The organism is Bradyrhizobium sp. SZCCHNR2028 (assembly GCF_032380995.1).
Taxonomy (GTDB): Bacteria; Pseudomonadota; Alphaproteobacteria; order Rhizobiales; family Xanthobacteraceae; genus Bradyrhizobium.
Genome location: NZ_JAUHJF010000017.1, coordinates 147,534 through 168,310, shown reverse-complemented (window position 1 = coordinate 168,310; position 20,777 = coordinate 147,534). Strand labels below are relative to the sequence as shown.

Genomic DNA, 20,777 nt, shown 5'->3' with positions numbered 1-20,777 from the left:
ATCTCGCGCCTTGCAGCGCCTGCGCGACGTTGCCGAGGCCGATTGCTCCTCGCCCTTGCGCCACGAGCGCCCAGACATAGATGGCAGCTACGTCTTCGTCCGGCCGCGCCAGAAATCTGCGCGGCGGATCATTCAAATTGAACTCATCCAGGAGCAACGCATCGAGGCCTGAGCAGTTGAGATAGAGGAAGGCTATGCCGCCGAGCAAGTTCCTGCCGCGGTAGAGCGCGAAGATCGAGTCCGGATCGTGCCGCAAGAACTCCGCAAGTTCGTGTTCCGAGGCACGAACGCCCGGTATTTCCCGGCGTGCGAGCGCCGCGAGCTCGCCGAGCCGATCGAGCGTGACCGCCTGAGCCGTGACCCGATCCGTCCGCGGCAGCGCGTCGAGCTGATGTCGCAGCGTGAATTCTGTGCTTCCGCGGTGCAGGTTCTGCATCTATGTTTCCAGCTTGGCTTTGATAACGTCATCATACTTGTCGGGGCTGGAGTGTATGCGGCAACATTTGCATCGGGGTGCTGCATCCACGCAGCACAGGAAGTCTGACGAAACGCTTAACCCTTCATGGGAGGATTTGAGAGCATTTCTGCTTTGTACACGTCACCGCAGCTTCCGAAACGCGGCGGATGTTCTCGGACTGACCGGCACAACCCTGATGCGCAAGATCGACCGGCTCGAGGACGAGCTCGGATTCAAGCTCTTCATCCGTGATCAATCCGGCCTGTCGCTCAGCGACGAGGGACGATCGTTGCTGTTCGACGTCGAGCAGATGGAGCGGCTGAGCTTCAACATCTTCCGGCGCGCCTCGCTGTCGACCGACACTCAGGGGTCGGTGCGCGTCGCCGTGACCGAAGGCCCCGGCAATTTCTGGATCCTGCCGCGACTGATCGATTTCCAGAAGACCTATCGCAGGATCACGGTCGATCTGAGCTGCGCGATGCAGCAGGCCGACGTGTCGCGGCTGGAGGCTGACATCTCGATTCAGTTCGAACGGCCGACCAACCCCGACGTGATCGTTGTGAAGCTCGGCCGTCTGCACATCTACGGCTTCGTGTCGGAAGCCTATCGCGACGCGCATGGATTGCCGACATCGCTGGCGGATCTCAAGAACCACCGCATCATCAAGCAGCACGGCGTGCAGCTCGACGAGACGGGCTATGCGCGCATCCTCGGCTTGGAGTCGCTCGAGGGCATCGTCGGCATCTCCACCAATTCCAGCGTTGCCGTGCTCTACGCGGTCGAGCGCGGCGCCGGCATCGGCTTCCTGCCGACATCGGCGGTCGCGCTCGGGGCGCCGCTCGTTCCGGTCGATCTCGGCATCAACTACCACATGGATCTGTGGCTGACCTATCACAAGGAGTTTCGCAACTCCGACCGGCACAAGGTCGTCATCGACTGGCTGAAGCGCATCTTCGATCCGAAGGTCCATGCCTGCTTCCGGGACGAGTTCATCCATCCGCTGGAGCTCGTGCCTCTGATGGCGTCCGCGCGGGATGTCGTCGGCTTCGGCGGCTACGTCGCGCCGAAACCGGTCTGACGACCTACCACTTCAACTCGACGCCGAGCGTCCCCTGATGCGACTGCAGCGCCGAACGCAGCTTCGCATCGTAGTTCAGATAGAGGCGTGACGTTCGGTTCAAGGATAGCGACAGTGCCGCGCCGGCGTCGGCGCCGTAACGGCCCTCGCCAAGGCCCTGCAGCGTGATGCTCTGCGGACCGAGGCTCACGGTCACCGCGCCGAGATTCTGGCTGAAATTGTCGACGAGCTTGCCATAGGCCGAGACGTCGAGGACCCTGCCGTCTACGATGAAGTAGCGGCCGAATTCGGCGCCGACGAGAACGCGGGCGCGCTCCAGCGAGGTGCCGCTGACCGACAGCGGATCGAGCCCGCCCGATTCCTGGAATGCCGCGGTCGTGGCGCGCGTGTATTCGAAGGCGAGCTTCGGAACGATCCGGCTCTCACCGATGCTCCAGTAGTAGTCGAGCTCGCTCAGCACGCCCGTGATGTGGGCGCCGTAGACCGACGTCGCCGCACCGAGGCTGGTGTCGCGCCGCGCACTGATCCCGCCGAAGCCATGGACGATCGCGATCGCCCAGGTCCAGGGTCCCTGGTCGACCGAGGCGTTGAACCCGAACTGTGTGAGATCGAGCGTCGCCGATTGCAGCGCCAGCGGCACATCGACCCTGGTCCGGCTCTGGTCAACGGATAGTCCGACGTTCACGCCCAGCACGAGGCGCATGCAGATACCGGCGACCCCGCCCCAAGTCGTCCTCTTGTCGCCGACGAAGTCGCCTTGCGCATTGCTGCGGACCGTCACGCCATACGTCTCGCCCCAAGTCCGGAACCGAGCCTGTTCCGAAGCCTCCGGCGCACCCCCGCCCCCCGGATTGCTCCGCTGCAGCCGGGTGACGCCCTGCGTGGCCTGGGTGCCGAGCCGTTCGAGGAAGCTCGAGCCGAGATCGAGCACGGTTTGGCCGGACGAGCGTTCGGAACTGATCGCGCCGGGTGCAGGACTGGGCAATGGGCTCGGCGTTGGTGTCGGGCTAGCGGCTATGCTCGGCAGGCTGGCCTGCGCGGCGCACGGCGAAGACGCGACGGCCATACCAAAGGCGACGATGGGCAGCAGCGCCGCCCCGGGTACACGGGTGCACTGTCGCCTGCCCCGCTTGGCCGGAGATGCCCCGCGCATCGATGCTCCGTTCGCCGCCCGCTCAAATTCGCTTCAATATTGCCGCGTCGATTTGTCCGCAGTTCCCGATCGCGGTCAATGAAATTGACCATGCCGCGGCTGCACCGCAAGGATTTGTGGTTCCAGCGCCACAAGCCACGCAGTGCAGCAGCAGCCGGTGACGTGACGTCGCGACGCGTTCTCATCGATCCGCCAAACTTGATATCGGCGGAAAATCGTGTTGCAATCTCCAGCACAATCGGATTGGCCGTTCGACTGTGCGTTTCGCGACTTCGGAAATTGAGCAGATCCCCGGAAGCCCGTTTGTGGCGTGGCACGCGTGAGCGTGGCCGCGTCTTTTTTTCGTCTAGACGAGGAGACAGCGATGCCGACCTACAAGGGCAGCGTGAAGTGGTTCAACCCGACCAAGGGATATGGCTTCATCAAACCGGCTGGCGGAGACAAGGACGTGTTCGTCCACATCTCGGCCGTGGAGCGTGCTGGACTGACCACGCTCAACGAGAACCAGACGATCGAATATGATCTGGTGGAGAGCCGCGGCAAGACGTCGGCAGAGAACCTGAAGCTCTCGTGAGCATCGTCCCGGCGGAGGGCGCCACAGCGCGCGTTCGCAAGCCAACTCACGGGTTCCGCGTCACGCTCGCTTGCCGCGGATGATCAGACTTCGTCAGCCTTGATGTGCCCCGGCCCCGCCGGGGATTTTTTTCGTCCGGCGCAAGCTAACGGACGACGGGCCAGATCAGCGCGTGATCGGCCTGCACCACGGACGACGTCCGGCAGAGATCGCCTTCGAGCCGCACCAGGCCCTTGGCCAGCAGCTTCAGCGCCTCGGGATAGATGCGATGCTCGACGCCAAGAATGCGCGTCGACAGCGTGTCCGGCGTATCGTCGTCCCTGACCACGACCGCGCCCTGCATCACGATCGGACCTGCATCCGTCTCCGGAATGACGAAATGCACGGTGGCGCCTGACAGCTTGACGCCGGCACGCAGCGCCTGGCCGTGCGGATCGAGGCCGGGGAATGATGGCAGCAGCGACGGATGAATGTTGAGCATCCTTCCGTACCAGCGCTGCACGAACTCCGCCGTGAACAGGCGCATGAAACCGGCCAGGCAGATGATCTCGATGCCGCGTGCATCGAGCGCCTGCTGCAGTCTGGCTTCGAACCCTGCGCGGTCCTTGCCGAACGGCTTGCTCTCGATGATTTCGATCGCGACGCCGCTCTCCTGCGCTTTCTGCAGTCCGGCCGCATCGGCTCGGTTGGAGATCACAATGGCGACCTCGGCCGGAAAATCCGGCTGCGCCGCCGCGTGGATCAGCGCGGCCATGTTCGACCCACGGCCCGAGATCAGGATGGCGACGCGGCGCTTCATCGGCTCACTCGTCTCACAGGGCCAGATCGAGGGCGCCGGTGTAAATCACGCGCTCATCGCCCGCGGCGGCAACGACCTCGCCGAGCCGGGCGACGTGCTCACCATTGGCGGTGAACACCTCGATGACGGCATCGACGGCCTCGGCCTTGACGATCGCGATCATGCCGATCCCGCAATTGAAGGTGCGCAAGAGCTCGCGCTCGGCAATGCCGCCCTGCTCCGCCAGCCATTTGAAGACCGGCAGCACCGGCAGGCCCGTCAGATCAATCGAGACGCCGAGATGCTTCGGCAGCACGCGCGGAATGTTGTCGGTGAAGCCGCCGCCCGTGATGTGCGCGAGCCCCTTGACCGCACCGGTCTCGCGGATGGCGCGAAGGCACGACTTCACATAGAGCCGGGTCGGCGTCAGCAGCGCCGCGCCGAGAGTCAGGACCGGCGCGAACGGTGCCGGCGCATCGAAGCCGAGGCCGGACTGGGCGACGATCTTGCGCACCAGGGAGTAGCCGTTGGAATGCACGCCGGATGAGGCGAGGCCGAGAACCACGTCGCCGGCCGCGATGTCCGGCGACGGCAGCAGCGTGCCGCGCTCGGCGGCGCCGACCGCGAAACCGGCAAGATCGTAGTCGCCGTCCTTGTAGAGGCCCGGCATTTCCGCGGTCTCACCGCCGATCAGCGCGCAGCCGGATTCCCGGCAACCTTCGGCGACGCCGGCGACGATCGAGGCCGTCGCCTCCGGGTCGAGCTTGCCGCAGGCAAAGTAGTCGAGGAAGAACAGCGGCTCGGCGCCCTGCACGACGAGATCGTTGACCGACATAGCGACCAGGTCGATGCCGATACCGCCATGCAGCCGGGTCTCGATCGCGATCTTCACCTTGGTGCCGACGCCGTCGGTCGCGGCGACCAGCACCGGATCCTTGAATCCGGCGGCCTTGAGGTCGAACAGGCCGCCAAAGCCACCGATCTCGGCATCCGCGCCGGCGCGGGCGGTTGCGCGCACCATGGGCTTGATCAGATCGACCAGACGGTTTCCGGCATCGATATCGACGCCCGAATCTGCATAAGTGAGCCCGTTCTTGCGCTCGGTCATGGTAAAAACCCCTAATCTGGCCGCTGGTTACGTCGGAATCCGGCCGCGCGCAATGGCTCGCAAGGGGCTCGTCCCCATACTATCTAGGAACCGTACCGGTTCGCCCTGTTTCGGAATCGGGTTGTCTTTTGATCGTTGTCGTCGGGACCCGCTGCGTGACCATTCCCCACAGTATCCCCAATCTGATCACGCTCGGTCGAATCCTGCTGGTTCCGATCGTCGTCTGGGCCATTGCGGCCGGCGAGATGGAGATCGCGTTTCTGGTCTTCGTGGTCGCGGGGGTGAGCGACGCCGTGGACGGCTTCCTGGCCAAGCGCTTCAACCTGCGGTCTGAACTGGGAGCACTGCTCGATCCCCTCGCCGACAAGGCGCTGCTGGTCTCGATCTTCGTCACGCTTGGCATCTGGGGCGCGATCCCGCGCTGGATCGTCATCCTGGTGGTCTCGCGCGACATCATGATCGTCTCGGCGGTGATCGTGTCCTGGCTGTTCGACCGGCCGGTCGCGATGAAGCCATTGATGGTGTCCAAGCTGAACACGGTCGCCCAGGTGGGATTCGCAGCGCTCGTGCTGGCCTCGCTCAGCTTCGGCTTCGAGCCCAAGCCCTACGATGTGGTGCTGATGGCGCTGGTCACGGTCTTTACCCTCGTGTCGGTCGGGCTGTATCTCGTCGACTGGGTGCGCCACATGAGCACCATCGAGGTCCGGTGATCCTCCGCTGAGGGCCCGTCCTGACCTCACGCACCCCACGATACGGAGCAATTCGACCTTGGCCGGCCATATCCCCCCTCGTCAGCTGGCCTTCGCACTGCCGCATGCGGAGAGCCTGACGCGGGACAATTTCTTCGAAGGTCCAGGCAACGCGGCCGGGCTCGCTCTGGTCGACGCCTGGCCGGAATGGCCGGCGCGGACCATGTTCCTGGTCGGCCCCGACGGCTCCGGCAAGAGCCACCTCGCCGCGATCTGGGCCGAGCAGGCTGGAGCCCGATCCCTGTCCGCGCATGCCCTCGAGGCGAGCGCGGTCCCTGGGGCGCTCGCCACCGGCGCGCTGGTGCTGGAGGATCTGACGGCAACCGATCTCGACGAGCGGGCGCTGTTTCACCTGCTGAACCTGGCCCGCCAGGACGAGGCTTTCGTGCTGATCACGGCGCGCGAGGCCCCGGCGGCCCTGCCCATCGCCCTGGCCGATCTGAGGTCGCGGCTGCGCGCCGTCCCGGTCGTCACGCTGCTGCCGCCCGACGACCAGCTGTTCCGCGCCTTGATCGTCAAGCTGGCCGCGGACCGGCAACTGGCGATCGACGAGACCGTGGTCAGCTATCTCGCAAGCCACATCGAGCGCTCCTATGCGGCGGCACGCCAGACCATCGCGCTGCTGGACAACGAGTCCCTACGGCTCGGACGGCCGGTCACCCGGGCGCTGGCGGCGGAGCTGCTCCGCCCGCTGTGACCGGCGGCCATCTTGACGGCGGTTGGTGACGGAACCTCAATGGTGCCGGCAACGTCATCCCCTGGTTACCCAGATTGGGCTACGGTCGACCATTCGCGACTGGATGGATATGGATCGAATTCCGATGGATACCGAGCAAGTTACTGAAATTTCAGAGAAAGAATCGGTCGCGGCGCCGTCCTTCGAGATTGCCTCGAGCCCCGAGCGATTCATCAACCGGGAACTGTCCTGGCTTCACTTCAACCGCCGCGTTCTGGAGGAATCGGTCAATCCGCGCCATCCCGCCCTGGAGCGGGTGCGCTTCCTGTCGATTTCCGCCAACAACCTTGATGAATTCTTCATGGTCCGCGTCGCCGGCATCCGCGCCCAGGTCCGCGAGGGCATCGCCGAGCGCAGCCCGGATGGGCTGACACCCACCGAGCAGTTGAAGCTGATCAACGAGACCGTCTCACAGCTCGCGATCGACCAGCAGGCGATCTGGCGCGACCTGCGCAAGTTTCTCGGCGAGCTCGGCATCGTGCTGGTCGACGGCCAGGACGTCACCAAGAGCGAGCGCGCCTGGATCGAGGACCACTTCCTCGCCAACATCTTCCCGCTGCTGACGCCACTGGCGATCGATCCGGCGCATCCGTTCCCGTTCATCCCGAGCCTCGGCTTCACGGTGGCGCTGCAGCTGATCCGCTCCGCCGACGGGCGTCCGATGAACGCCCTCATCCGAATGCCCGGCAAGATCGACCGCTTCATCCGCTTCCCCGGCTCCAAGGATGGCGTGATCCGCCTGATCACCCTCGAGCAGGCGACCGGCCTGTTCATCGGCCGGCTGTTTCCGGGCTACACCGTGAAGGGCCAGGGCGCCTTCCGGATCATCCGCGACAGCGAGATCGAGATCGAGGAAGAGGCCGAAGACCTGGTGCGGCTGTTCGAAACCGCGCTGAAGCGGCGCCGTCGCGGCTCGGTGATCCGGCTCGAGATCGAGGCCAACATGCCGGAGGAGCTGCGCCGCTTCGTGCAGAATGCGCTCTCGACCACCGATGACGAGGTGTTCCTGGTCGACGGCGTGCTGGCGATGAACGAGCTGTCGCAACTGACGCGGGTCGACCGGCCCGACCTCGAATTCGTGCCCTATGTGCCGCGCCATCCTGAGCGTGTCCGCGACCATGGCGGCGACATCTTCGCCGCCATCCGGCAGAAGGACCTGATCGTCCATCACCCTTATGAGTCGTTCGACGTCGTCGTGCAGTTCCTGCAGCAGGCGGCGCGCGACCCGGACGTCGTCGCAATCAAGCAGACGCTGTACCGCACCTCCAACAACTCTCCGATCGTGCGCACTTTGGTGGAAGCTGCCGAAGCCGGCAAGTCGGTGACGGCGCTGGTCGAGCTCAAGGCGCGTTTCGACGAGGAGGCCAACATCCGCTGGGCCCGCGATCTGGAGCGCGCCGGCGTGCAGGTGGTCTACGGCTTCCTGGAGCTGAAGACGCATGCCAAGCTGTCGATGGTCGTACGCCGCGAGGGCGGCAGCCTCACGACCTATGTCCACACCGGCACCGGCAACTATCACCCGGTGACGGCGCGCATCTACACCGACCTGTCCTACTTCACCTCCGACCCGGTGATCGGCCGCGACGTGACGCGGGTATTCAACTACATCACCGGCTATGCCGAGCCGATCGACATCGAGAAGATGGCGGTGTCGCCGCTCACGCTTCGCAAGCGCATGATCGAGCACATCCACGGCGAGACCAGCTTCGCCCGCCAGGGCAAGCCCGCCGTGATCTGGATGAAGATGAACTCGCTGGTCGATCCCGACATCATCGACGCGCTGTATGAGGCCTCGCAGGCCGGCGTGTCGATCGAGCTGATCGTGCGCGGCATCTGCTGCCTGCGTCCCGGCCTCCCCGGACTGTCGGAGAACATTCGCGTCAAATCGGTGATCGGCCGCTTCCTCGAGCATGGCCGCATCTACTGCTTTGGTATGGGTCAGGGCCTGCCGAGCGCCAAGGCCGCCGTCTACATCTCCTCGGCCGACATGATGCCGCGCAATCTCGACCGCCGCGTCGAGGTGCTGTGCCCGCTTCAGAACCCTACCGTACATCAGCAGGTTCTGGAACAGATCATGGTCGCGAACCTCAAGGACACCGAGCAGAGCTGGCAATTGTTGCCGGATGGGTCGTCAACGCGTATGAAGGCCGCGAAGGGCGAGGAGCCGTTCAACCTGCACAATTACTTCATGACGAATCCGAGTCTGTCCGGCCGTGGAAAGTCGCTCAAGGAATCATCACCGCGCCGGCTCACGCGCCGGAATGAACGCTCTCCTTCATAGGGGCTGTCTGCACCGGGGCCTTCTGCGCCGGGACATGCCGTGGTGAAGCGGCCCGGCACGAGGGCCGCGAGCGTCGGTGTCATCGACATCGGCTCGAACTCGGTCCGTCTCGTCGTCTACCAGGCGATGGAACGCAGTCTCGTCACCGTGTTCAACGAGAAGGCGCTGTGCGGGCTCGGTCGCGAGGTCCAAACCACCGGCCTGCTCGCGGCCGATGCCGTCGACAAGGCGCTGACCGCGCTGAAGCGCTTCCGCGCGTTGTGCAAGGTGCAGCGGGTGGGGCAAGTTCATGCCATCGCGACCGCCGCCTGCCGCGATGCTTCGAACGGCGCTGATTTCATCGCCAAGGCCGAGAAGATCTGCGGCGCCCCGATCCAGATCCTCACCGGCCCCGAAGAGGCGCGCTATTCGGCGCTCGGCGTCATCTCCGGCATCCACAAGCCCGACGGCATCGTCGGCGACCTCGGCGGCGGCTCACTTGAGCTGATCGACGTGCGCGGGCACCAGGTCCGCAGCGGCGTCACCCTGCCGCTCGGCAGCCTGGCGCTGCAGGATCTCGCCGAGAAATCGCTGAAGAAGGCGGAGCGGATCGCGCGCGAGGCGCTGACCGACCTGCCGCAACTGCTGGCCGGCCAGAACCGCACCTTCTATGCGGTCGGCGGCACCTGGCGCGCGCTGGCGCGCATCCACATCATCCAGAGCGGCTATCCGCTCGGGGTGATGCACGGCTATGCGATTCCGGCGGCCGATGCGCTGGCCTTCGTGCGCCGGCTGCGCCGTCTCGTCGCCGCCGACATGCTGGCCGACATCGAAGCGATCGCCGAGGCGCGGCGCCCGCTGCTCGCCTATGCCGCGCTGGTGCTCGAGCACATCATCCGCGTCGCCAGGCCGACGACGGTCGTGTTCTCGACCTTCGGCGTGCGCGAGGGCCTGCTCTACTCCAAGCTTCCCGACGCCGAGCGCGCCAAGGACGGGCTGCTCTGCGCGGCGCAGGGCCTCAACGAGCTGTTGTCGCGCTCGGCCCAGCATGCCCGCGAGCTGATCGACTGGACCGACCGCCTGTTCCGCGTGATGCACATGCGCGAGACCGAGGACGAGCGCCGGCTGCGGCACGCCGCCTGCCTGCTGTCCGACATCGGCTGGCGCATGCATCCGGACCATCGCGGCGAGCAGACCTACGGCATCGTTCTGAACGGCAATTTCGGCTCGATCAACCACGAGGGCCGCATCTTCGTCGCGCTGTCGGTGTTCTTCCGCTACGAGGGCCTGCGCGACGAGGCGGCGGCGCCTGCCCTCACCGAGCAGCTGAGCCCGGCCCAGATCGATCGTGCGCGCCTGCTCGGCACCGCGTTTCGGGTCGCGCATTTGATCTCCGCGGCGCGACCCGGCGTGCTGCCCGCAACGCACTTCCGCACCCAGGATCGCAAGCTGATGCTGGTGTTCGAGCACCAGATGGTCGACCTCGTCGCCGACCGTGTCGGCGGACGCTTCAAGCAGCTCGCGCGTCTCGTCGGCCGCTCGGGCTCGATCGTGCGCAGCTAGATCCGGATCAGGGCCGCCGAGCGCCGACCGAAATTGCGATCATCCGCTGGGCGATGATGCCGTAGACCTTGCGCCAGGCCTGCTCCACCTCATCATTCCAATGCGGACCAAGCCCCTTGGCGAGGCTCCACAGCAGCGCCTCCCCGACCACCGGATAGTACTCCGGCTTGACGCCGTAGCGCGCATGGTTGCGGCCGAGGATGTCGGTGCTCGACAGAAGTCCGGTCATCTGATCGAGGCTGCCGACGAGCACCGCGAGCGTCGCGATGAAATCGCGCTTCAACACGTCCATGTCGGCTGGAAACATCGCGCGGCATTCCGGCAAGAGCTCGAACCCCAGCGAGATCGTCTCGCCGTCGTCTACCGATTGAACAGCCGGAGCATGCGGGCGGCCGCTGATGCGGCCGTCCGCGTCAACCGACGCTTGGCTCACACCGCGAGGTTCATCCAGACGGACTTCGGCTCCGTGAAGTTGTCCAGCGCGGCCGTGCCGTGCTCGCGGCCCAGTCCGGAGTCGCGATCGCCACCCCAAGGCAGCCGCACATCGGTGTAGCCATAGGTGTTGATCCACACGGTGCCGGCGCGCAGGCGATTAGCGAAGCGATGGACGCGCCCCATGTCGCGGCTCCAAACGCCCGCGGCCAGGCTGTAAGCCGTGCCGTTCGCCATCCGCAGCGCCTCGGCCTCGTCCCTGAACTTGATCACGCTGACCACGGGTCCGAAGATCTCCTCCTGCGAGATCCGCATGTCGTGCGTGACGCCAGCGAAGACGGCGGGGCTGACGAAATAGCCGCGGGCGGCCGCGCGCTGGCCGCCGGTGACGAGCGTGGCGCCTTCGTTGCGTCCGATGTCGACATAGTCGAGGATCGTCTTCATCTGCCGTTCGGAGATGACCGGTCCGAGCGAGGTGGCGCGATCGAGCGGATCGCCGATCCGCAGCGCCCGTGCGCGCTCGGTCAGGCGCTCGACCACCTCGTCATACACGCGCTCGTGCACGAGCACCCGCGATCCGGCCGAGCACACCTGCCCGGTGTTGAAGAAGATGCCGCTGGCCGCAGCCTTCGCGGCGGCCTCGATGTTCGCATCGTCGAAGATGATGTTGGCCGACTTGCCGCCGAGCTCGAGCGAGACGCGTTTGAAGTTGCCGGCCGCCGCCTTCATGATACCGCGGCCGACGCCGGGCGAGCCGGTGAACGTGACCTTGTCGACATCGCGGTGGTTGACCAGCGCCTCGCCGACGGTGCGCCCAGGGCCGGTCACGATGTTGAGAACACCGGGCGGCAGTCCGGCTTCGAGCGCGAGCTCCCCGATCCGCAACGCCGACAGCGACGTCAGCTCGGCGGGCTTCATCACGACGGTGCAACCGCAGGCCAGCGCCGGCGCGAGCTTCCACATCCCGATCATCAGCGGGAAATTCCACGGCACGATCGCCGCGACCACGCCGACCGGCTCGCGCACCGTATAGGTCAGCGCATCATCGCGCGTAGAGACGACTTCACCGCTGATCTTGTCGGCCCATCCGGCGTAGTAGGTGAGCGTATCGATGGCGGCGGGAAGATCCTGGCGCAGGATCGCCGACACGGGCTTGCCGGCATCGAGGCTTTCGAGCTCGATGATCTCGTCGGCATGGTCGCGCAACAGCTGCGCCCATTTCAGCAGGATCGCGCCGCGCTCGGCCGCACGCATCGTTCGCCACGGCCCCTCGAAGGCCTTGCGGGCCGCGGCGACCGCGAGATCGACATCCTCGGCATTGCCCTCGGCGACCGTCGCAATCGCCTGCTCGGTCGCAGGATTGAGCGACGTGAAGGTGCGTCCCGAAACCGAGGGAACATGCCGGCCGCCGATCAGGAGCTGGAACGGCTTCGTCAGATAAGACGTCGTCCTCGAGCCGCGCTCGTAATCATATGCAATCGACATCATATTTCCTCCGTTTGTTGTATACCAATGAAGGTAAGAACAAATATCTGTTCGTAAATATGATATCTGTTGCCTATGGCCGGCGGTCATATGAAGCCGACTTCACAAGCGGGCCCTGATGTTGCGGATCGCGATCGAACCTGTCTGGCGTTTCTACAAGGACGACGGCCCGCAGAGCATCGTCGTGATGCTCCGCGTGCTCAGTGAAATCAGGAGGACGGGTAAGATCACCAGCGCGGCCAGTGACGCGCAGCTGTCCTATCGTCACGTCTGGAATCTGATCGAGCAGTGGTCTGAATTCTTCGGCGTGCCGCTGGTCGAGACCCAGCGCGGCAAGGGATCGAAGCTTACTACGTTCGGAGATAAGCTGGTGTGGGCCGGCGAGCGCATGCACGCCCGCCTCGGCCCGCAGCTCGACAATCTGGCGCAGGAGCTGGTGACCGAGATCAAGCCGTTCCTGCAGCCGCATCCCGGCGTGATCCGCGTTCACGCCAGCCACGGCTTTGCCGTCGCCAAGCTGCGCGAGCTGTTGGATCGCGAGCCAGGCGTCGGGGTCGATGTCCGCTATGTCAGCAGCCAGCATTCGCTGGCGTCGCTGGCGCAAGGCGAATGCGACCTGTCGGGACTGCATCTGCCGCGCGGCGAGCTGCGTGCCCAGAACATCCGGGCCTGCAGGGATTGGCTTGATCCCAAGCAGGACTGCGTCATCAGCTTCGTGACCCGTGAAATGGGGCTGATGGTCAAGCGCGGCAATCCGCTGTCCATCCGTTCATTGGCCGATCTTGCCGACGGCAGGGCGCGCTTCGTCAATCGCGATCATGATTCCGGCACCCGCCTGTTGTTCGATCAGTTGCTCGCGTCACAAGGCATCGACGAAGCGCGCATTAATGGCGCGCAGCAGATCGAGTTCACCCATGCAGCCGTCGCCGCCTATGTCGCGAGCGGCATGGCCGACGTCTGCTTCGGCGTCGAGGCCGCCGCGCGGCAGTTCGGACTCGACTTCATCCGTATCCTCACCGAGGACTATTTCTTCGCCTGCCATAAATCGTTTCTGGAGACCGACCCGATGCGGCGGGTGCTCGAGGTGATGAAGGGGGCGACGAATTCCATCGCGCCGTCGCCGCCCTGCCCGGCTACCAGCCAGCCGCCACGGGATCGGTCCACACCGTTCGCGAATTCCTCGATCGGCTGGATGCGGAGTCCTGACGCCGCCCGGTCGGACGCGACGCCTCCTGACGATCAGCTACGGCAGATCGACGCCGCGCGCCGGCACCAGCTCGCTCTCGGCCTGACGCTGCAGCGCGCGGCCGCGCCAGATCGAGCCGGCGATCAGCACCACACCGGCGCCGATCAGCGACATCAGCGTCTCCATGACATCGACGTGGCTCGCGAGATTGGTCTTGCCGGCGAACAGCGCCGAGGTCGCCTCGATGTTGATGACCACGGTGCCGTCGAGGAGATGGTGCAGCATCGGCTCGATCGCGGGATCGGTCGCGATCACCTCGCCGGCCACCCAGCCGAGCAACATCGCGCCGAGCCAGACCAGCAGCGGGACCCGATCGAGCACGAGCATGATCAGCGCGGCGCCCGCGATGATCAGCGGGATGCTCATGGCGAGGCCGATGATCAGCAGGGACGCCTGGCCGTTCGCGGCCGCAGCCACCGCGATCACGTTGTCGAGGCTCATCACGAGGTCGGCAAGCGCGACGATGCGGACCGCATGCCACAGCGTCGTGCCGGCTGCGATCTCGTCGTTCTCGTCCTCGGGCACCAGCAGCTTGGCGGCGATCACGATCAGCGCCAGCCCGCCGATCAGCTTCAGGTACGGCAGCGCCATCAGGGTGGCGACGATGCCGGTAAAGGCGATGCGCAGTGCGACGGCAATGCCGGAGCCGGCCACCATGCCCCAGACGCGATGCTTGCCGTGCAGGCCGCGGCAGGCGAGCGCGATGACCAGCGCATTGTCGCCCGACAACAGCACGTTGATCCAGACGATCTTGCCGAGCGCGAGCCAGAAGCCCGGGCTCTGCAGGTCGGCCTCGAATTGAGCGAGCAAATGGCCGAAAGTGGCGGGATCAGCGAGTTGCGACAGCCAGTTCACGGCCAAGCCTTTCAGATCGGTTCAACGAAGATTGAGCACGTCGGCATGCGGCGGAGCGAGGCTCCGCCGCAGCGATCATGGCTCAGCCGACGATCTCGTTGCCGGCGAAGAACTGCGCGATCTCGACCGCAGCCGTCTCGGCGGCATCCGAGCCATGCACCGAGTTCTCGCCGATCGACTTCGCATGCGATTTGCGGATGGTGCCGTCGGCGGCCTTCGACGGATCGGTCGCGCCCATCACGTCGCGGTACTTCAGGATAGCTCCTTCGCCTTCGAGGACCTGGACGACGACCGGGCCGGAGATCATGAAATCGACCAGCTCGCCGAAGAACGGCCGCGCCTTGTGCACGGCATAGAATGTCTCGGCCTGGTCGCGGGTCATGCGGATCCGCTTCTGAGCCACGATGCGCAGGCCGGCCTTCTCGATCAGCGCATTGATCGCGCCGGTGAGGTTACGCTCGGTCGCGTCGGGCTTGATAATCGAAAAGGTGCGCTCAATCGCCATGATGTCGTCCTTGGAGGTGCGGGATTTGGGTGGGTTGCGGGCTTATATCGACGCGATTGGTCGACGGCAAGCGACCGGGACCCAGCCCGGAGGCGCAACGCCTTACGACAATTTCACGTTTCTGAACATAGCCTGAAGGGTTCGTGCGACCATCATTCAGCTGTCATGTCTTAACGTGTTCGGTATCGGGCGAGGACGAGCCAGCAGCGTTCCGGTGGCCGCCCTCTCCCAGCCTCATCCGTCGGACAATTTCGGCGCCACCAACGCTGTCATCCAGGAGACGATCATGTTGCGCAAACTCTCCCTCATCGCGGCGGCCGCCGTTGCCCTCGGCGCAGCCGCCCTCGCCCCGACCGCCGCCTCGGCTCACTGGCACGGTGGCTGGCATGGCGGTGGTTGGCATGGAGGCGGCTGGCATGGCGGTTGGCACCGTCCGTTCTACGGTCCCCGCTTCTTCGTCGGCGGCCCGGCCTACAGCTACGGCTATGGCGGCTGCTATGTGCGCCGCGTGGTTCCGACCCCGTGGGGACCGCGCTGGCGCCTGATCAACCGCTGCTATTGATACGAGCCTCGGCGCGGCACCCGCCCCCCGCCGCACCGAACTCGCATCGCCCCGGCGTCTCCCCCACGCCGGGGCTTTTTTTGTGCAGTTTCAACCTCATTTCGGGGTATTCCGGTCAGGAGCCGGAAACAAATCGAGCGGCCACGACTTGTTACGGCATCGTCCTGCAACTGCTCGTGGAATTCCGTCATGTCTGGCCTCACCGCCAATTTCAGCGAGGCTCTCGATCGCAAGACCAGCCGATCGATCTGCGAGGCCGTCGGCGAGCGCCTGCAACGCAGCCTGCCGCCGGACGGCTCTCACCTGCCGGCCTCCCTTGCCGACCTGATGAACGAGTTGCGCAAGCGCGACGAGGCCGGGACGAGCCTATCCGGCCGCTGAGACCGCGACAAAGCGGTTGCCTTTGGCCGCGCGCGCGGTGACAAGGCGCGCATGCTTTCCATCACCGACATCTCCATCCGCCTCGCCGGACGGCTTCTCATCGACCAGAGCTCGGTGCAGATTCCGCCGGGCGCGCGCGTCGGGCTGGTCGGCCGCAACGGCACCGGCAAGTCCACCCTGTTCAAAGCGATCCGCGGCGAACTGTCGCTGGAGACCGGCAGCATCAGCGTGCCGCCGCGGTGGCGCATCGGCAGCCTGGCCCAGGAAGCCCCGAGCGGGCCCGAAAGCCTGATCGAGGTGGTTCTCCGGGCCGACCTCGAGCGGCACGCGCTGCTGCACGAGGCCGAGACCGCCCATGACGCAGACCGTATCGCCGAGATCCAGACCCGCCTCGTCGACATCGACGCGCATTCCGCCCCGGCGCGCGCGGCCGCGATTCTCAGCGGCCTCGGATTTTCCGCCGCGGATCAGGCGCGAGCCTGCGCCGAATTCTCCGGCGGCTGGCGCATGCGGGTCGCCCTCGCGGCCACGCTGTTCGCCGCACCCGACCTGCTCCTGCTGGACGAGCCGACCAACTATCTCGACCTCGAGGGCACGCTGTGGCTCGAGGATCACCTGGCGCACTATCCGCGCACGGTGATCGTGATCAGCCATGACCGCGATCTGCTGGAAACCTCCGTCGACCAGATCCTGCATCTCGACCGTTGCAAGCTCACGCTGTACCGGGGCAGCTACTCCTCCTACGAGGAGCAGCGCGCCACCCGCGAGATGCTCGATGCCAAGGCGGTCAAGCGCCAGGAAGCGGAACGCGCGCGGCTGCAGGCCTTCGTCGAGCGCTTCAAGGCCAAGGCCTCGAAGGCGCGCCAGGCGCAGTCCCGCGTCAAGATGCTGGAGCGGATGAAGCCGATCACCGCGCTCGTCACCCAGGACGTGCACGAGATCACGTTCCCCGCACCGGAGCGACTGTTGTCGCCGCCGATCATCGCGGTCGACAACGCCTCGGTCGGCTACGACCCCGCGCAACCGGTGCTCAACCGCGTCACCTTACGCATCGACAATGACGACCGCGTCGCATTGCTCGGCGCCAACGGCAATGGCAAGTCCACGCTGGTGAAGCTGCTGGCCGGCCGGCTCGCGCCGTTCTCCGGCAAGGTCACGCGCGCCGACAAGCTGTCGATCGCCTATTTCGCCCAGCACCAGCTCGATGAGCTGGACGAGACCGGATCGCCGTATAGTCACGTGCGCAAGCTGATGGGTGACGCGCCGGAGTCGAAAGTACGCGCGCGCGCCGGCGCGATCGGGTTTTCCGGCAAGGCCGCCGACACGCTGGTGAAGAGCCTGTCGGGCGGCGAGAAGGCGCGGCTGCTGCTCGGGCTCGCGACCTTCTTCGGCCCCAACATGATCATCCTGGACGAGCCGACCAACCATCTCGACATCGACAGCCGCGCCGCGCTCGCCGAAGCGATCAACGAATTTCCCGGCGCCGTGATCATGGTCTCGCACGACCGCTATCTGATCGAGGCCTGCGCCGACCGCCTCTGGGTCGTCGCCGACCGCACGGTGAAGACCTACGATGGCGATCTCGATGACTACCGGCGCATGGTCCTGTCGTCACGCAGCGGCGCCGGCACACGAGAGACCGAACGTCCGCAGGTGACCGAGAAAGCGGAGCGGCCGCGCGTCGACAACAGACGGAGCGGGCTGAAGCAGAAGATCACGGCGGTCGAAGCCGAGATCGCCCGCATCACCGGGATCATCGCCAAGATCGACGGCGCGCTGTCGCTGCCCGACATCTTCACACGCGACCCGAAACAGGCGGCGCAATTGTCGAAGGCACGGGCCAATGCCGCCGACGCGCTGGCGCGCGCCGAGGAGCAATGGCTGGAAGCGAGCACGTTGTATGACGAGGCAACCGGCTGATCGAGCAATCCGCGACGAACCAATGTTCGTCCGACGAACTACTCTCTCGGCAACTTCAGCGCACACTCAGGTCGCGCGCTTCTTCGCCTTCGGCTTGACCGTCTTCGGCGCGGGTCCCGGATCGGGCGCTCGCTCGACCGAGGTCAGGCGGCCGGAGCTGAACGTGTAGACGCCGGAGCGCGCGCCGCGCAGCCAGGTCACCGTGGCCACGCGCTCACCGCCATTGCTCGAGATGTTGACGTTGTCGGGTGCACCGATGCCGCGCACCACGTCGCATTCGGTATGGCCGAGTGCGACGGTGCCGCCGACGGCCGGCGTTGCGGCGGCGGGATCATTCGCCAGCGCGTTCGCGCCCGCAGCACCGGCCGCAGGCGCCATGCCCGGGCATGCGCCTTCGGCGCTCACAAGGTCCTCAGCCGTGACCGGCTTATCCGGCGTCAGCGGCGGCGCGTCGATCGAGATGTTCCTGATGAACAGGCGCTGCGGCCGGTTGAACCACTCGGCGTCCTTGGACAGGAAATCGGGCGTGCTCGAGCATCCGGCGACGACCGGGGCAAGCACAAGGAACGCCAGAGCGCGCGTCAGCTGTTTGTTGTGGTCTCGCACGATGAACCTTGCTGAATTGCAACCTGTGGACACTCTAACGTGTTGTCCCAACATCACTTTGCGGCACGTTCGTGACTTTGCCAACGCTCTGCCGGTAAATGAGCAGTTTATCATGAATCGCGCCGCGCTGCCATCATTGGCGCTTCACGGACTTCCGCATCATTGCCGGCGCTGCCAACGCCCCCGCTCATCCGCCTGCCAGTAGGTGACCTCGAATCCCCGCGATTTGCAATCGGTCCACGCCGATCTCGCAGCAGCGAGCGCGTCCGCATCATCGCCGTTGAACACGAGCACCATGCGCTCGTAGCTGTGCGAGTCCGATGGCAGCGGCGCGTTGTCCACCAGGAAACGGACGTTTGCGCCGTTGGGATTGCTCTCTTCCACCGCGAGCACGATCGGCTGGTCGGCCACATCGGCCACCCGCCAGGTGGCATGCGGCAGAAACGAATCGTCGCGATAGGTCCACAGATGCGCATCGAGCGCATCCGCGCGCTCCTCCGATGTCGACTGCACCACGACGCGCCAACCGCGCTCGAGCGACTTCTCGAGCAGCGGCGGCAGCACGCCTTCAATGGTCATGTTCTGCAGATGGTAGAACAGGACTTCTGTCATCGTCCCGCGTCACGCCTTGGCGCCGGACTTGGCTTCAGCTTTGGCGTCGGATTTGGATTCGTAGGAATCCCACACCAACCGGTCGAGCAGCCGGACGCCATAGCCCGATCCCCAGCTCTGGTTGATCTCCGATTTCGGCGCGCCCATCGCGGTGCCGGCGATGTCGAGATGCGCCCACGGCGTGTCGTTGACGAAGCGCTGCAGGAATTGCGCAGCAGTGATCGAGCCGCCATGGCGTCCGCCGGTATTCTTCATGTCCGCGAACTGCGAATCGATCAGCTTGTCGTATTCGTGGCCGAGCGGCATGCGCCAGACCTTCTCACCCGTCTCCTGCCCCGCCTTGAACAGCTTGTCGGCGAGATCATCATTGTTGGTGAAGAGGCCGGCATGATCGGTGCCGAGCGCGACCATGATCGCGCCGGTCAAGGTTGCCAGGTCGATCATGAACTTCGGCTTGAACTTGGTCGCGACGTACCAGAGCACGTCGGCGAGCACGAGCCGGCCCTCGGCATCGGTATTGATGATCTCGATGGTCTGGCCCGACATCGAGGTGACGATGTCGCCTGGACGCTGCGCATTGCCGTCCGGCATGTTCTCGACCAGGCCGATGGCACCGATCACGTTGGCCTTGGCCTTGCGCGCGGCGAGCGCATGCATCAGGCCGACCACGCAGGCCGCGCCGCCCATGTCGCCCTTCATGTCCTCCATCGAGCCGGCCGGCTTGATCGAGATGCCGCCGGTGTCGAAGCACACGCCCTTGCCGATGAAGGCGACCGGCTGCTCGCCGCGCTTGCCGCCATTATAGTGCATCACGACGGTGCGGCTCGGCCGTGCCGAGCCCTGGCCGACGCCGAGCAGCGCGCCCATGCCGAGCTTCTTCATCGCAGGCACGTCGAGGATCTCGACGGTGACGCCGAGCTTGCGCAAGGCGGCGGCGCGCTTGGCGAACTCCTCCGGGTAGAGCACGTTCGGCGGCTCGTTGACGAGATCGCGCGCCAGTATCACCCCGTCAGTGACGTGGGACCGCGGCGCGAACGCCTTCTTGGCCGCCGCGGCATCCGCCACGGCGATCGAGACATTGGCGCTGACGGCGCCCTCTTCGTCCTTCTTCTTGGTCTTGTAGCGATCGAACCGATAGGCCCGCAGCCGGATCCCGGCGGCCAGCGAGCTGACCTGATCCGGCAACAGCGGTCCCGAAGGCAACTCGGCCAGCACCGCGACCGCTTCAGTTCCGGAGTTCAACTTTCCGGCTAAAGTACCGCCGTATTTAAGAAAATCCTTGTCCTTGAGATCTGAGCCCTTGCCGGTGCCAATGACGATCAAGCGCTGAATCTTGATTCCCTCAGGAGCCAGCAGGTCCAGCACCGCGCCGTCCTTGCCCTTGAACCGGGCTGTGGCGGCCGCGCGCTTGATCAGGTCCGAGGCTCCCCCAAGGGCCTTCTCGGTCGCGACTCCGAGTCGCAGGGTGTCATCGCAGAACGCCACCACGATGCCGCGCGGGGCGGTCGACAGCGGGACGAAGCCGACCTTGACGGCGTCGGACATCAAGCAATCCTCCAAATTTCGACGTGATGAGCCGCCACGCCCGGCCGAAAACCTCAAGGACCAGACGCGGATGGCGGCAGTTCGGAACCCAACTTGGGAGCAGTATGACCTGCCCGGGCCGCGGCTGCCAAGCGCCGCGTGGCGGGCCAGTCACAATCATGAAATTTTGACC

General features: G+C 65.5%; 20 protein-coding genes and 1 pseudogene. 10 read left to right on the top strand and 11 right to left on the bottom strand.

Going from position 1 to position 20,777, the window contains the following annotated elements; all coding sequences use genetic code 11:
* Nucleotides 1–436: hypothetical protein (locus QX121_RS24390; protein ID WP_315813240.1), on the bottom strand; the 436-nt coding region annotated here is incomplete at its 3' end.
* Nucleotides 437–491: 55 nt separating this feature from the next.
* Between QX121_RS24390 and QX121_RS24385 the strand changes: the two genes are divergently transcribed.
* Nucleotides 492–1,535: a LysR family transcriptional regulator gene (locus QX121_RS24385; protein WP_315739428.1), complete on the top strand. Its 1,044-nt coding sequence runs from the start codon at nucleotides 492–494 to the stop codon at nucleotides 1,533–1,535.
* 4 nt (nucleotides 1,536–1,539) lie between these two features.
* On the opposite strand, the gene QX121_RS24380 is transcribed toward QX121_RS24385, so the two are convergent.
* Nucleotides 1,540–2,688: an autotransporter outer membrane beta-barrel domain-containing protein gene (locus QX121_RS24380; protein ID WP_315813239.1), complete on the bottom strand. Its 1,149-nt coding sequence runs from the start codon at nucleotides 2,686–2,688 to the stop codon at nucleotides 1,540–1,542.
* A 364-nt stretch (nucleotides 2,689–3,052) separates the two neighbouring features.
* Here QX121_RS24380 and QX121_RS24375 point away from each other — a divergent pair, with 364 nt between their 5' ends.
* Complete coding sequence (locus QX121_RS24375; RefSeq protein ID WP_315712366.1) at nucleotides 3,053–3,262, top strand: cold-shock protein; 210 nt, start codon at nucleotides 3,053–3,055, stop codon at nucleotides 3,260–3,262.
* A gap of 145 nt (nucleotides 3,263–3,407) precedes the next feature.
* Here QX121_RS24375 and purN read toward each other — a convergent pair whose 3' ends face one another.
* Both purN and purM read right to left on the bottom strand, forming a co-directional pair.
* Nucleotides 3,408–4,061, bottom strand: coding sequence for a phosphoribosylglycinamide formyltransferase (gene purN / locus QX121_RS24370; RefSeq protein WP_315798811.1), 654 nt, complete (start codon nucleotides 4,059–4,061; stop codon nucleotides 3,408–3,410).
* 13 nt (nucleotides 4,062–4,074) lie between these two features.
* Nucleotides 4,075–5,148: a phosphoribosylformylglycinamidine cyclo-ligase gene (purM, locus tag QX121_RS24365; RefSeq protein WP_315813238.1), complete on the bottom strand. Its 1,074-nt coding sequence runs from the start codon at nucleotides 5,146–5,148 to the stop codon at nucleotides 4,075–4,077.
* Nucleotides 5,149–5,303: 155 nt separating this feature from the next.
* On the opposite strand from purM, the gene QX121_RS24360 reads away from it, so the two are divergent.
* The 4 genes from QX121_RS24360 to ppx all read left to right on the top strand — a co-directional run bounded on the left by QX121_RS24360 (nucleotide 5,304) and on the right by ppx (nucleotide 10,456).
* Nucleotides 5,304–5,858: a CDP-alcohol phosphatidyltransferase family protein gene (locus QX121_RS24360; RefSeq protein WP_315739423.1), complete on the top strand. Its 555-nt coding sequence runs from the start codon at nucleotides 5,304–5,306 to the stop codon at nucleotides 5,856–5,858.
* Nucleotides 5,859–5,916: 58 nt separating this feature from the next.
* Nucleotides 5,917–6,594, top strand: coding sequence for a DnaA ATPase domain-containing protein (locus QX121_RS24355; RefSeq protein WP_315739421.1), 678 nt, complete (start codon nucleotides 5,917–5,919; stop codon nucleotides 6,592–6,594).
* Between the two features lie 124 nt (nucleotides 6,595–6,718).
* Entirely contained in the window at nucleotides 6,719–8,914 is a 2,196-nt protein-coding gene (locus QX121_RS24350) for an RNA degradosome polyphosphate kinase (RefSeq protein WP_315813237.1), read from the top strand.
* A 42-nt stretch (nucleotides 8,915–8,956) separates the two neighbouring features.
* Nucleotides 8,957–10,456: an exopolyphosphatase gene (ppx, locus tag QX121_RS24345; RefSeq protein ID WP_315739460.1), complete on the top strand. Its 1,500-nt coding sequence runs from the start codon at nucleotides 8,957–8,959 to the stop codon at nucleotides 10,454–10,456.
* Nucleotides 10,457–10,463: 7 nt separating this feature from the next.
* On the opposite strand, the gene QX121_RS24340 is transcribed toward ppx, so the two are convergent.
* Together QX121_RS24340 and QX121_RS24335 are read right to left on the bottom strand one after the other, a co-directional pair.
* The gene (locus QX121_RS24340) at nucleotides 10,464–10,763 is read right to left on the bottom strand and encodes a globin domain-containing protein (RefSeq protein WP_315798809.1); all 300 of its coding nucleotides are present in this window, start codon (nucleotides 10,761–10,763) and stop codon (nucleotides 10,464–10,466) included.
* A gap of 122 nt (nucleotides 10,764–10,885) precedes the next feature.
* A complete protein-coding gene (locus QX121_RS24335) occupies nucleotides 10,886–12,373 on the bottom strand; it encodes an aldehyde dehydrogenase family protein (protein WP_315813236.1) in 1,488 nt (495 codons plus the stop codon).
* A gap of 118 nt (nucleotides 12,374–12,491) precedes the next feature.
* Between QX121_RS24335 and QX121_RS24330 the strand changes: the two are divergent.
* A pseudogene (locus QX121_RS24330) lies at nucleotides 12,492–13,579 on the top strand (substrate-binding domain-containing protein).
* A gap of 37 nt (nucleotides 13,580–13,616) precedes the next feature.
* On the opposite strand, the gene QX121_RS24325 reads toward QX121_RS24330, so the two are convergent.
* Both QX121_RS24325 and ndk read right to left on the bottom strand, forming a co-directional pair.
* The gene (locus tag QX121_RS24325) at nucleotides 13,617–14,474 is read right to left on the bottom strand and encodes a TerC family protein (protein ID WP_315780470.1); all 858 of its coding nucleotides are present in this window, start codon (nucleotides 14,472–14,474) and stop codon (nucleotides 13,617–13,619) included.
* A gap of 82 nt (nucleotides 14,475–14,556) precedes the next feature.
* Nucleotides 14,557–14,979, bottom strand: coding sequence for a nucleoside-diphosphate kinase (gene ndk / locus QX121_RS24320; protein WP_315739416.1), 423 nt, complete (start codon nucleotides 14,977–14,979; stop codon nucleotides 14,557–14,559).
* Between the two features lie 286 nt (nucleotides 14,980–15,265).
* Between ndk and QX121_RS24315 the strand changes: the two genes are divergently transcribed.
* The 3 genes from QX121_RS24315 to QX121_RS24305 all read left to right on the top strand — a co-directional run bounded on the left by QX121_RS24315 (nucleotide 15,266) and on the right by QX121_RS24305 (nucleotide 17,842).
* Entirely contained in the window at nucleotides 15,266–15,541 is a 276-nt protein-coding gene (locus tag QX121_RS24315) for a sulfur globule protein precursor (protein ID WP_315739457.1), read from the top strand.
* A 189-nt stretch (nucleotides 15,542–15,730) separates the two neighbouring features.
* On the top strand, nucleotides 15,731–15,922 hold the full coding sequence (locus tag QX121_RS24310; RefSeq protein ID WP_315813235.1) for a hypothetical protein: 192 nt from the start codon (nucleotides 15,731–15,733) through the stop codon (nucleotides 15,920–15,922).
* A 51-nt stretch (nucleotides 15,923–15,973) separates the two neighbouring features.
* Entirely contained in the window at nucleotides 15,974–17,842 is a 1,869-nt protein-coding gene (locus QX121_RS24305; RefSeq protein ID WP_315813234.1) for an ABC-F family ATP-binding cassette domain-containing protein, read from the top strand.
* Between the two features lie 66 nt (nucleotides 17,843–17,908).
* Here QX121_RS24305 and QX121_RS24300 read toward each other — a convergent pair whose 3' ends face one another.
* The 3 genes from QX121_RS24300 to QX121_RS24290 form a co-directional block, all read right to left on the bottom strand.
* Nucleotides 17,909–18,403, bottom strand: a complete 495-nt coding sequence (locus tag QX121_RS24300) for a hypothetical protein (RefSeq protein WP_315739456.1) — start codon at nucleotides 18,401–18,403, stop codon at nucleotides 17,909–17,911.
* Nucleotides 18,404–18,607: 204 nt separating this feature from the next.
* Nucleotides 18,608–19,060 carry a DNA polymerase III subunit chi gene (locus QX121_RS24295; RefSeq protein ID WP_315739413.1) on the bottom strand — a complete coding sequence of 151 codons (453 nt, stop codon included), beginning with the start codon at nucleotides 19,058–19,060 and terminating at the stop codon, nucleotides 18,608–18,610.
* Between the two features lie 9 nt (nucleotides 19,061–19,069).
* Complete coding sequence (locus QX121_RS24290; RefSeq protein WP_315813233.1) at nucleotides 19,070–20,605, bottom strand: leucyl aminopeptidase; 1,536 nt, start codon at nucleotides 20,603–20,605, stop codon at nucleotides 19,070–19,072.
* Between the last annotated feature and the right edge of the window lie 172 nt (nucleotides 20,606–20,777).